Annotated in this window: 15 protein-coding genes; all 15 read right to left on the bottom strand. The window is 42.1% G+C overall.

Annotated features, from left to right (window positions below; translation table 11 throughout):
• Window positions 1-8 precede the first annotated feature (8 nt).
• The 15 genes from H9647_RS08160 to H9647_RS08090 all read right to left on the bottom strand — a co-directional run bounded on the left by H9647_RS08160 (window position 9) and on the right by H9647_RS08090 (window position 12006).
• Window positions 9-281, bottom strand: a complete 273-nt coding sequence (locus tag H9647_RS08160) for an HU family DNA-binding protein (RefSeq protein ID WP_191799240.1) — start codon at window positions 279-281, stop codon at window positions 9-11.
• Window positions 282-648: 367 nt separating this feature from the next.
• Window positions 649-2127: a stage IV sporulation protein A gene (spoIVA, locus tag H9647_RS08155; protein ID WP_191799239.1), complete on the bottom strand. Its 1479-nt coding sequence runs from the start codon at window positions 2125-2127 to the stop codon at window positions 649-651.
• 404 nt (window positions 2128-2531) lie between these two features.
• Window positions 2532-3293, bottom strand: a complete 762-nt coding sequence (locus tag H9647_RS08150; protein WP_191799238.1) for a hypothetical protein — start codon at window positions 3291-3293, stop codon at window positions 2532-2534.
• 48 nt (window positions 3294-3341) lie between these two features.
• Window positions 3342-3686 (bottom strand): 2Fe-2S iron-sulfur cluster-binding protein, encoded by a 345-nt coding sequence (locus H9647_RS08145; protein WP_191799237.1) that lies wholly within the window; start codon window positions 3684-3686, stop codon window positions 3342-3344.
• Between the two features lie 38 nt (window positions 3687-3724).
• A complete protein-coding gene (locus tag H9647_RS08140; protein ID WP_191799236.1) occupies window positions 3725-4324 on the bottom strand; it encodes a hypothetical protein in 600 nt (199 codons plus the stop codon).
• Window positions 4325-4371: 47 nt separating this feature from the next.
• The gene (locus H9647_RS08135; RefSeq protein WP_191799235.1) at window positions 4372-4551 is read right to left on the bottom strand and encodes a DUF2768 family protein; all 180 of its coding nucleotides are present in this window, start codon (window positions 4549-4551) and stop codon (window positions 4372-4374) included.
• Window positions 4552-4747: 196 nt separating this feature from the next.
• The gene (locus H9647_RS08130; RefSeq protein ID WP_191799234.1) at window positions 4748-5026 is read right to left on the bottom strand and encodes a stage VI sporulation protein F; all 279 of its coding nucleotides are present in this window, start codon (window positions 5024-5026) and stop codon (window positions 4748-4750) included.
• A gap of 96 nt (window positions 5027-5122) precedes the next feature.
• Window positions 5123-6163: an NAD(P)H-dependent glycerol-3-phosphate dehydrogenase gene (locus H9647_RS08125; RefSeq protein WP_191799233.1), complete on the bottom strand. Its 1041-nt coding sequence runs from the start codon at window positions 6161-6163 to the stop codon at window positions 5123-5125.
• Window positions 6156-6776: a glycerol-3-phosphate 1-O-acyltransferase PlsY gene (gene plsY / locus H9647_RS08120; protein ID WP_191799232.1), complete on the bottom strand. Its 621-nt coding sequence runs from the start codon at window positions 6774-6776 to the stop codon at window positions 6156-6158. The genes H9647_RS08125 and plsY overlap by 8 nt, the downstream gene beginning before the upstream one ends.
• A 12-nt stretch (window positions 6777-6788) precedes the next feature.
• Window positions 6789-8111, bottom strand: a complete 1323-nt coding sequence (der, locus tag H9647_RS08115; protein WP_191799231.1) for a ribosome biogenesis GTPase Der — start codon at window positions 8109-8111, stop codon at window positions 6789-6791.
• Window positions 8112-8291: 180 nt separating this feature from the next.
• Window positions 8292-9521: a 30S ribosomal protein S1 gene (gene rpsA / locus H9647_RS08110; RefSeq protein WP_191799230.1), complete on the bottom strand. Its 1230-nt coding sequence runs from the start codon at window positions 9519-9521 to the stop codon at window positions 8292-8294.
• A gap of 118 nt (window positions 9522-9639) precedes the next feature.
• A complete protein-coding gene (locus H9647_RS08105) occupies window positions 9640-10230 on the bottom strand; it encodes a lysophospholipid acyltransferase family protein (RefSeq protein ID WP_191799229.1) in 591 nt (196 codons plus the stop codon).
• Complete coding sequence (gene cmk, locus H9647_RS08100) at window positions 10227-10931, bottom strand: (d)CMP kinase (RefSeq protein ID WP_404822596.1); 705 nt, start codon at window positions 10929-10931, stop codon at window positions 10227-10229. Before cmk ends, H9647_RS08105 begins: the two co-directional genes overlap by 4 nt.
• A gap of 97 nt (window positions 10932-11028) precedes the next feature.
• The gene (locus H9647_RS08095) at window positions 11029-11262 is read right to left on the bottom strand and encodes a DUF5359 family protein (protein ID WP_191799228.1); all 234 of its coding nucleotides are present in this window, start codon (window positions 11260-11262) and stop codon (window positions 11029-11031) included.
• An 87-nt stretch (window positions 11263-11349) separates the two neighbouring features.
• Window positions 11350-12006: a flagellar brake protein gene (locus H9647_RS08090; RefSeq protein WP_191799227.1), complete on the bottom strand. Its 657-nt coding sequence runs from the start codon at window positions 12004-12006 to the stop codon at window positions 11350-11352.
• Window positions 12007-12041 lie beyond the last annotated feature (35 nt).

Genomic DNA, 12041 nt, shown 5'->3' with positions numbered 1-12041 from the left:
TAGAAATCTTATTTGATTCCGTCTTTGAGCGCTTTACCTGGTTTAAAAGCAGGAATTTTGCTCGCTGGAATTTCGATTTCCTCACCTGTTTGCGGGTTACGTCCTTTACGTGCAGAACGCTCGCGTACTTCAAAGTTACCAAAACCAACGAGTTGTACTTTGTCACCTTTTTGCAATGCTTCAGAAATAGCTTCAAAAACGGCATCAACCGCTTTAGTCACATCTTTCTTAGGCAATTCAGTAGATTCAGCTACTTGTGTGATCAGATCAGATTTATTCAAGTCAATTCACCTCCTGAGATTATTATCTAAGTGTTATACTTTGTTCCCATTTCATCACAAAATATACATAAGATATACCTATTCCCAATGATATTGTTCATAGGTTCAAACTTTCTCCGCATGAGACCCAATTCTTCTTTTGTTACTTCAAGAGAATCTATATCCTCAAGCGGAACAAGGTTTATAGTAATACAGTCAGAACACAATTTCAAGTAGAATCACCGTTCTTGGGTCAAAATTGATAAAAAGTCACACTACTATTTGCTTATTTCCCCTATTTTGGTAGCGAGCTAAGATACACAAAATAACCGAAAGGGAGATACCCTTACGGTTATTTTGGTGGTAAATCTATGGGCCAGGCCATGAATTACAATATGATTGCTATAAGTCCGCCAGAACCTTCGTTAATAATTCGTCCAAGAGTCTCTTGGAGTTTATACCTTGCATTATCCGGCATCATGGCGATTTTACCTTGAATACCTTCCCTTACAATGGAATGCAGGGAACGACCAAACATATCTGAATCCCATACTTTGATTGGATCATTCTCGAAATCCTGCATGAGATATCGGACCAGTTCCTCACTCTGTTTCTCTGTACCAATGATCGGTGCAAATTCAGACTCTACATCGACACGAATCATGTGGATCGATGGTGCTGTCGCTTTCAGTCTAACTCCAAATCTTGTTCCTTGACGGATAAGCTCAGGTTCATCCAAAGCCATTTCAGCCAGCGATGGAGCAGCAATTCCGTAACCTGTTGTTTTGACCATTTCTAGTGCTTCTGCAAAACGGTCATATTCTTTTTTAGCGTGGGAGAAATCCTGCATCAATTGCAAGAGATGATCCTTACCTCTGATCTCAATTCCCACTACTTCATATAAAATTTGATCATAAAGCTCATCTGGTGCATAGAGATCAATCTCCGCAACACCTTGCCCCATATTCATTCCACTCAGTCCTGCTCTTTCAATAAACTCATATTCCATGAACTGAGACACCACGTGATCCACATCTCTTAATCTGCGAATATCTTTTACCGTATCCCGAACCGAGTTCTCGTAACTTGCACGCAGCCAGTGATTTTCATTCAGCACCATAACCCAGCTTGGTAAATTTACATTTACCTCGTGAACCGGGAATTCATATAATACCTCTCGAAGTACACCTGTAACATCCTCTTCTGTCATTGTTGCAGCACTTAACGTCATGACAGGTACATCATATTTTTCAGCAAGTTCAGCACGAAGTTGCAATGCTTCTTCGCCCTTAGGCTTTGTTGAGTTTATGATGAGAACAAAAGGTTTACCTACTTCTTTCAGTTCAGCGATGACTCTTTCTTCGGATTCCACATAGGATTCACGTGCAATCTCCGCAATCGTACCATCTGTCGTAACCACTACACCGAGTGTAGAATGTTCCTGAATGACTTTTCGTGTCCCAATCTCTGCTGCTTCTTGAAAAGGAATAGGTTCTTCAAACCACGGTGTAGAAATCATGCGAGGGCCATTTTCATCTTCATAACCTTTGGCTCCTTCAACCGCATATCCTACACAATCCACAAGACGAACATTAACGTCAAGGCCATCGGCTACTTTAATCTGTACGGCACTGTTAGGAACAAATTTAGGTTCGGTGGTCATAATTGTTTTTCCAGCTGCACTTTGCGGAAGTTCATCGATTGCCCTTACTCTGTCTGCCTCGTTAGTAATGTTAGGTAAAACAATGGTTTCCATAAATCGTTTGATAAATGTTGATTTTCCTGTGCGAACTGCACCGACTACTCCGAGATAAATGTCTCCACCGGTTCGCTCAGCAATGTCTTTGAAAATGTCTACTTTTTCCAAATGAAATCCCCTCCTAAACATACTCCGAAGGAAAAATGCTAAAGAGCATCCGCTTCGTTTTCAATCAGAAGACGTTAATCCCTGCAACGGTAGAGCAGTTATAACGATTGCCCGGAAGTCGTCCGCCGCCGACATATCACATTCTGATGAAAGAAAGATGAGCGGCGTAACTCGTACATGCTTTTGGACTAGTATCATAGTATGTACATGACCTGCGCAGTATGACGTCTTTTCTATTTTTTTTGGTGGTTAATCTTGAAGCACTCTCTTTTTTAAGAAGATTTACTATCTTCAAAGACCATCCACACTAAATATATGAATGCTAGCTATCAATTATGACGAATGGGACTCTAATATATAAAAAAACCGCCCCTCAAAGGGACGGTATCAATGCTAGACCATGATTACGGAAGGGTAAGAACAGCAATAGGTTGACCATTACTCCACGCATAAGGAAGTGATTTTACAGGCACAAAATGAGACTCTTCCGTTAGGTATTTCCTTAAATCTTCAGATACTTCCGGCTTTATTTCTTTTCGATCAATGAGCTGCATAATGTCAAAAGCATAATCTGCATAAACCGTTCCTTCAGCGTCTATGATGTAAGGGAGTATTTCACCAGAGTACACACTTGCCAAATCTTCAATCCGGTTTCCCGAACTTTGGATGGCTTCTGTATCCACTAGATGAATGTTTGGATAAACTTCTTCCTTCGCTGGCCATGTTCCGTGAGAGGCATAATAAGAATCAACTAGACGCTGAACTAGAGTTACTTTTTGAACGGTTATGAGATCCATTACTTTGACTATCGGATCGACTTCTTCATTTTGAACGAGAAAATACGCACTTCCGCCTTTCTCAAAGGCCGTTTTTGGAATATCATCAACATATCCCTCTCGTTCAAGTTTGCTCAAATCAATTCGAAACTTCTCATATTTAGGGACTTCTGGCCCAGCAGTAATAATCGGCAAAATACCGTTAGATTCCTGAAAGGCATTCATTGCATTCTGAACCCTCGAGACACTCCCATCATAATTCGTAGCCCACGCGTCTTTGTTACTATCACCTGAAGTGTGCAGACAGCCCGTCAGTAATAACATGAGCGCAGCCATAGCAGCACATAGGAAAACACGTTGTTTTCTTACGATTCCATACACGTTCCTCATAAATTAAGCCCATCCTTTATTAGAATCTAGCTATCATTTTCAGGAATCTTACCACAGGGTATCTTCTTCCGCTTGTCTTTCGAGCTGTTTACGAATCGCTGCTTTTAGCTTGTCCTCAGGTACTTGAACTGTGACCGAGTCCTGAACTGTAGCCTGACAAGCTAGACGTGTCCCCTGATCGAGCCATGTGCCCAGCTTGTTACGTTCAGCTCCCCCTGGTTTACTCAGATGACATTCTTCTCCCTCTGGTACGTCGACTTTGCACATCATACATCCAGCCTTGCCTCCACATCTTGTAGGGATGGTTATCCCCGCTAAACGACTTGCTTGAAGCAAGGTAACTCCCCGCTTCACTTCAACCTGTTTGCCACTTGGTAAAAATGTTACCTTCATTCACTTGTCCCCCTGCCTGTCCGTACATTCTAGCTGTATCAGAGCTGACCCTGTTCTCGTAGTGAATCGTCATTTACTCCAAGTACATCCTCCAAATGCTCCAGATGTGCTACTGACCACACATTACGGCGAATCAGATCTTTTAATAAAGGGATATGAGCTTCTATATTCTCATTCATTTTCTTAGCTATAAGATCATATCGATCTGCCCGCTCACGAAGGATATTAAACATGAGCTCATGACTCAGCGGTGTCATAAAAATGGAGTGATGCGTACCCGGAATTTTATATTTCTGAGCATAAGGAATTAAAAAAGCAATATCTGTTCGATAAAGTGAGTCTGATGTACAAATTTCAAACCCTCCGGATAATTCTAAAGATGCTTCACCGATCTGATAATGACTGAGCAAAGAAGTATAGGTACCGCTTCGATCAAGACGCTGCTCATCGACTGAATATGAACTGATCTCTTTATGTAATGGTTTGGCGATTTCAAAATCAGCATACACATCAATATCATTTGGTGGGTCCGTTAGCTCTACTCCCTGCAACAGAAGGCTGCAGCTTCCTCCTAACAGCCATTTGTATTGCTTCGGGTTCCATGCCATACCTAAGACGTTTAAAGCTGTATCAAGCACTTATCATGACTCCAATCGTATAATGAATTCAGACTTCCTTGTTATAATTACATGATGGATACTAGACCACTAAGAAGCCCGACCAACATAATTATAAAAGCAAGCAGAGATAAAACTCCTTTTATTATACCCTTTGTCTTCGCACGTGCAAAAGTAATCAAGAAGACAGACAATCCCATAATTAGAACAGCGATAATCGAAAGCCACATCTTGTCCATTGCATCCATGTTCCATCCTCCAATACATCTATAGATCCCAGGAAATAATGAATTACCCATCTTTTCTCAGATATAGTGATTATAACATGAAAAACTTGCTCATTCCTCTTTGTAAAAAGAAAAAAGAACAAAGATTATAGGCAGAAGCCCATCTTTGTTCTTCATTACAAGAAAGAGGTAAAACACCTCTTTCTCAACAGATCTATTATTTCTTTTTCATCATCATTTTCATGATTGCTTCCATGTTACTCGGATTCATTCCGCTTTTCTTGATCGCATTGACGATTTCCTGAATCGTTTCTTCACTAACAGGTATTTTTGCCATTGCAGAGACTTGCTTGATCAGCGTTCTCAGCTGATCCTCATTTTGTAAAGTAGAAGGTTTCACCGTACTAGCGAGCTTCTTCACTGCGCCTTCCGAGATCTTCTTCCCCGTCTTTTTATTAATTGCATTTAGAGCATCTTTAGAAATATTGTCAGCCATTTATTCCCCTCCTTAAGACAAAAACTCAACATATTATATGAGCTGTCTTATCGAAGGGTGATGGAAACGGGAGAAATGAGAAAAGAGCCCATTAATCTAAGTGTGCCACTGCTCCCACGTCTCGAGTTTCATGACTTCCATCTCTGTCTTAGGATCGCGGCCCATCAGCGCTTCTACCGCAGTACGGCTGTCTTTGCCTGTGAAAAGCACTTTATAGAGCTGATCAGCGATCGGCATTTGGACATTATACTTTTGAGATATCGCATGAGCTGCTTCTGTAGTACGAATTCCTTCCACAACCATACCCATGGCATCTAATACTTCTTGCAGCGGTTTGCCTTGTCCAAGCGCATATCCAGCACGCCAGTTACGGCTATGCTTGCTTGTTGCGGTCACGACTAAATCCCCTACGCCAGCGAGTCCCGAAAAGGTAAGCGGGTTAGCCCCCATCTCAACTCCAATACGAGAAATCTCCGCAAGACCGCGGGTTATGATCGCTGCTTTGGCATTATCGCCAAATCCAAGACCGTCCGACATTCCTGCACCTAAAGCAATGATATTCTTAAACGCACCTGCTAGTTCAACCCCAAGTAAATCTCGATTGGTGTATACTCGAAAGTTCACATTCATGAACAAATCTCTAGCACGATTAGCAAGTTCATCATTTAAAGATGCCACCACGGTTGTAGTCGGTTTTTTCTGAACGACTTCTTCCGCATGACTCGGACCTGAAAGCACTACAATATCTCCTTCAGGACAGCCGAGTTCCTCCGAAATGACAACAGACATTCTTTTTAGAGTGGCCGTTTCGAATCCTTTCGTCGCATGTACAATAAGTGTGCCTTTTTTGTAAAAAGGCTTCAGCTGTTGTACCACGGAACGCATCGCTGATGAAGGAGCTACTATAATAATAGCCTGACTGTCATCTACCGCTTCTTTCATATCACTTGTAGCCATAATCCGTTCGGATAAGATAATACCGGGTAAGTATCGAGCATTCGTATGCTGTTGATTGATCTCAGCGGCTTGCTCGTTACTTCGTGTCCACATGTACACATCATGGCCATTGTCTGCAAGAACACTTGCCAGTGCAGTCCCCCAGCTTCCAGCTACCAGTAACGTTACTTTGTTAGACAACCCGTTTACCCCCTTTTGATGAACGAGATCCCAGCTTATTTTCTTCCCCACGCATCAGTTTCATGATATTCGTCCGATGCCTCCAGAAGGCAAGTATACAAATAATGAGACTACACCAAAATAAAGGCCATGGATAAAGAAGGATAAATAAGAACAAGGGTGTTAGGAATACAAAAATTAAAGAACCTAAGGAAACGTATCTTGTGATTACAATACACATAATCGCTATAATGCCCGCATATAAAGCTGGCAAGAAACAAAGGGTTGCAAGTACGCCAATGGCGGTTGCAATCCCCTTCCCTCCACGAAAACGGAAAAATACGGGCCAGTTATGACCAATAATGGCAGCGACTCCACACAGAGCTGGAACCCACTGTGAATCACCGCCAAGCGATTTGCCGATCCATATCGCTGCGACCCCTTTTGCAACGTCAAGTACAAGCACAAGAATAGCCGGTCCTTTTCCAAGGACACGTAATGTATTCGTTGCGCCTGCATTGCCGCTTCCATGATCCCGTATATCTATGCCTTTTGTTAGTTTACCAAACAAAAAGCTAAAGCTTACGGAACCTAGAAGATAGCTGATGATTATAGCCATGATAGCATAAATCACATTGTTTCTCCCCTAACCTTCGTCGGACTTACGCCGAGTAAATATACGAATAGGTGTACCTTCAAAATTGAAAGCAGCACGTATTTTATTCTCAAGGTATCGCTCATAAGAGAAGTGCATCAGTTCTGGATCATTTACAAAAACGACAATTGTAGGAGGCTTCACTGCTACTTGAGTTACATAGTTAATACGCAGTCGTCTTCCTTTGTCTGTTGGAGGTGGATTAATAGCCACTGCATCAGATACAACATCGTTAAGTAAATGGGTCTGAACACGCATTACATGCTGCTGTGATACATGCTGTACTACAGGAAGCAATTTTTGTAAGCGCTGTTTAGTTTTAGCAGAAAGGAACACAATCGGTGCATAGGTCATGAACAGGAAATGATCCCGAATGTTCTTTTCGAATTCACGCATGGTTTTGTCGTCTTTATCTACAACGTCCCATTTGTTCACCACGAATAAGGAAGCTTTACCTGCTTCATAAGCGTAACCAGCAATATGCTTGTCCTGATCAATGATTCCCTCTTCGCCATTAATGACAATCAGTACTACATCAGCACGTTCAATCGCACGCATCGCGCGCATTACGCTGTATTTCTCAGTCGTTTCATACACCTTACCACGTTTTCTCATACCTGCCGTGTCAATAAGGACATAACGCTGACCATCTTTTTCAAACGGAGTATCAATCGCATCTCTTGTTGTTCCCGCAATATCACTTACGATAACGCGCTCTTCTCCAAGGATTGCATTGACAAGCGATGATTTCCCTACATTTGGTCGTCCGATGAGAGCAACTCTGATTACATCTTCATCGTACCCATCTTCCTCGAGTTCAGGGAGATTAGTAACAATTGCATCAAGCAAGTCACCAATTCCTGTACCATGGCTTCCGGAGATGCCAATAGGATCACCAAACCCAAAAGAATAGAATTCATAAATGAGGTCGCTTCGACCCATATTGTCTACTTTATTAACTGCAACGATAATCGGTTTACCCGATCGGTACAGAATTTGAGCTACCTCTTCATCAGCTTGTGTAACTCCCGTCATCGCATCACACATAAATACGATAACATCAGCTTCTTCAATAGCGAGTTCTGCTTGCATACGGATGGATCTCAGAATGATATCTTCACCATCAATTTCGATTCCTCCCGTATCAATAATACTGAAAGGTTTACCGTTCCATTCCGCCACACCATACAAACGGTCACGCGTAATTCCCGGTTTATCTTCCACAATGGCCAACCGGTCGCCGATGATCCGGTTAAAAATTGTTGATTTCCCTACATTCGGACGTCCGACTATAGCCACAACGGGTCTTGCCATAAAATACACTCCTCCTGTCACTTCTTACGCTTCATCATAGCAAAAAAAAGATAATTAAGCTAATGCTTTCCTTATCCAAAAAACAGGTTCTAACAACAATCGGCGAACCCCGAAGGGTCCGCCAATCGTGATTAGCAACCTGTTTGTTGCCTGTATGAAGATAAGCTTAACGCGACTTCATTATTTGAATTTACTTAATTTATCACCGAAAAGGTCGCCAAGTGTAACGCTTAGTCCTTCGTTGCTCATGGAAACGTTAGGGTTGTCGATTACTTCACGTGGTGCATGTGATTTTCTGGATTTTTCAGCACGAGGCGCTGCATCAGCAGGAGCTTCTTCTGTTTCTTTGATGCTCAGGCTTGCACGTTGCTCAGCAGAGTTCAGTTCCAGAATTTTCACTTGAACTTCTTGTCCTTCTTTCAGTACTTCATGCGGAGTACCGATGTGTTTGTGAGAAATCTGGGAAATGTGAACCAGACCTTCTACACCTGGAGCGATTTCTACGAAAGCACCAAATTGAACCAGACGTTTTACTACACCTGTTACGATATCGCCAGTTTTAAACTGCTCAGTAGCAGTTTCCCAAGGACCTGGTTGTGCTGCTTTAATACTTAGGCTGATTTTTCCTTTTTCAGGATCAACTTTCAGTACTTTAACATTCACTTTTTCGCCTTCGGAAAGAACGTCAGATGGTTTATCCACATGGCTCCAAGCAATCTCGGATACGTGAACAAGACCGTCAACGCCGCCTACATCAACAAAAGCACCAAATTGAGTCAGGCGCTGTACAGTACCTTCAATTTGTTGTCCTTCTGTAAGTTCAGCAATCACTTTTTGTTTGTTAACTTCATGTTCTGCATCCAGAACATCTTTTTGAGAAAGGATTACTTTGTTTGCTTCACGATCGAGTTCTTTTACTTTTACGCGAAGTGTTTTGCCTTTGTAATCACTGAAATCTTCAACAAAATGACGCTCAACCATAGAAGCAGGAATGAATCCACGGATGCCAACGTCAGCTACTACGCCGCCTTTAACGACATCAGAAACAACAACTTCAAATACTTCACCAGACTCTTGGTATTTAACAAGTTGTTCCCAAGCATTTTCGCTGTCGATTGCACGTTTAGAAAGAACAAGTTTCTCTTTCTCGTCATCGATGCTAACTACTTTACATTCCACTTCTTGGCCAACTTCTACTGCTTCGCTGATATTATCCACTTGTACAGAGGAAAGTTCGCGAACTGGAATTACACCGTCATATTTATATCCAATACTTACATAAGCTTGGTTATCTTCCAATTTGACAATGGTTCCTTTTACAGTATCGCCTTTTTTTAATGATACGAATGAATCCAATTCATCTTGGGTTGCTGCTTCTGTTACTTCTTGATTTTTAGTTTCTTCCGACATAATCAATACCCTCCTCAATTCAAAAACCCCATTTATTTAAACCTGCCGTAGCAGAGTTCAAAACATTAACCTGGTAATGCTTAGCTTACCATAAAATATGGTGTGTCATTCATTGGCATTATGGCTTCGATGGTACACCAGTTCTCGCCATTTCATCAATCTTAGACATAATTTTTTCCGTTGCCCGTTCAAGTGACTCTCCTGAAGGATCATCTCTGAATTCATCCAGATTAACGGGTTCACCGTAAACAATTTTCATTTTTCTGAAAGGCTTGTATTCACCGATTACAGCAGCAGGTACTACAGCAGCTCCGCTTCGCAGTGCAAAACTTGCAGCTCCCTTTTTTCCCATACCACCATCATTATGGCGACTGCCTTGCGGAAAAATCCCCAAGACTTCTCCACCCCGAAGAATGTTAAGCGCTGTTTTGATTGATTCCTTGCTCACACCGCCCCGTTTTACAGGGAACGCTCCGAGTTCTCTTAAGATCGGACCAAGCACCGGAACTTCAAACAATTCGCTTTTTGCCATAAATCGAATCTTGCGGTGAATCTTAATTCCAAGAGTTGGCGGGTCAAAGTTACTAATGTGATTGCAACACATTACCACGCCGCCTTCGCGGGGAATATTCTCTCTCCCAATGGCCTCTAAACGAAATAAAACAGTGTAAATTACGTTTAACAGAAACCGACCAATTGAATAAATCATAATCCAACCTCTCCCCTGACTTCCATACAGCGCGTTACAATGTGTTCAACAACCTCATCAATACTCATTGATGTGGTATCAAGAACGATGGCATCTTCTGCTTGACGCAGCGGCGAAACTTCACGTTCCTGATCCAGCTTGTCCCGAGCCGCAATCTCTCTTTCGAGCTGATCAAGTGTTACCTCTTCAGTCTTATCGAGTTCCTTGAATCGGCGAAGTGCACGTTCCCTAACGCTTGCGGTCATAAAAATTTTCACTTCTGCATCTGGTAAAACCGTCGTTCCGATGTCTCTTCCATCCATAACAACGCCCTTGCGAAGTGCCATCTTTCTCTGCATTTCAACAAGGTGATGACGCAAATCTTCAATTTGCGAATATAAGGATACTACTCCAGTAACTTCTCTCGAACGGATCGGCCCTGATACATCTTCCCCATTAAGGAATACCTTCTGCCCGCCATCAGCTGGTATTAGTTCAATATCCAGTCTTCTAACGTGCGTAAGTACGGTATCTACCTCTTCCGGTTTAATCTCATGGCGAAGCATATAATAGGTTACAGCACGATACATAGCGCCTGTATCCACGTACACATAAGACAGTTTGCTCGCCACGCGTCTAGCAACGGTACTTTTCCCCGCTCCTGCGGGACCGTCAATAGCCACATTCATTTTCCCGTTCTCTGCTGTATTCTGGCCTGTCAACGGGGCATTCCTCCTCAAACTTAAGCCTCAAGAAAAAAGCAGGCATTGCCTGCGACGAGAAAATTATACCACACAACCAGCACTGATGCAAAAAGGGTCACTCTTTATCCAGCATATGTGAAGGTTGGAAAGAAGCAGGCAAGGGTGTGCCCTCAAGCCGAAACACTCCCGACATATAAGGTGCTGTGTATCTGTTATGAAGCAAAATCTGAAAAACGAGAAGTAACAGAAAAAGACATAGCAGCAATTTCTTTAATCTGCGTTCAACCTGAATACTGAACTTCATAAATAAAGCTTCATATCTGCGGGCTTCCTCACCTGACTGCTTCATTCTCATCTCTCCTGCAGAACAATTTTGTTCATTGTGCCCTGAGAAATAAATAATCATTCACTAATGAATAATTCCGTATTAATTCATTTATCTTCCTCTAAAATCAAGTTGGCGTTCAAAACAGTACTTTATTATTTTTTGACGCTCCATGTCAGAGATTTGTGTAAATTCAAGCATGGCTTTCTGTCGGCCACTTTCCAGGGTAATACATCGAACCACGACTCCTTCAAAAGGAACATGTTCCAGTTCTCCATTCTTATAAGGAAGCAACAGCCAACAAGAAAGAGTCTGTCCTTCTTTCACTTCATTTTTTGCGTCTCCTAAAAAAGAGATACCTCCTCCGCCCACATCATCAGTAAAGGTTAGAAACCGGGTAAAATCGTGTTTAAACTTAACAGCCAGTTCTAATTCGGATTGGACTCTTAAAAAATTGCGCCGCTGTATTTGAAAAATTTCTTCTGCAGATGGCTTGCGAAACTTCACCATTCTTATTACATCTTCTTTGAAACCAGTCACGTATGTATTAAAGTAATGCTTTACTCCACCTTCTGTTAGAAAGTAAATTGACAACTCATCGCCCATATGAAGTTTCTTCAGCTGGCCGCTTCCTTCACGAATCGGAACTTCCATATAGATATCATCTTCATCTGTTTCGGCAATTCTTGAACGAAATTCGTAATTCGCTTCTTTCTCACCTTCTGAGGGTAACTGTATGAACAACACATCATTTACTTTCGGATACAAACCTCATTCACTCCCTGTCTATAGTCGCACATCCA

Origin of the sequence: Paenibacillus gallinarum (assembly GCF_014836635.1) — a bacterium.
Taxonomy (GTDB): Bacteria; Bacillota; Bacilli; order Paenibacillales; family Paenibacillaceae; genus Paenibacillus; species Paenibacillus gallinarum.
This window is presented reverse-complemented; position numbering and strand designations above follow the sequence as displayed.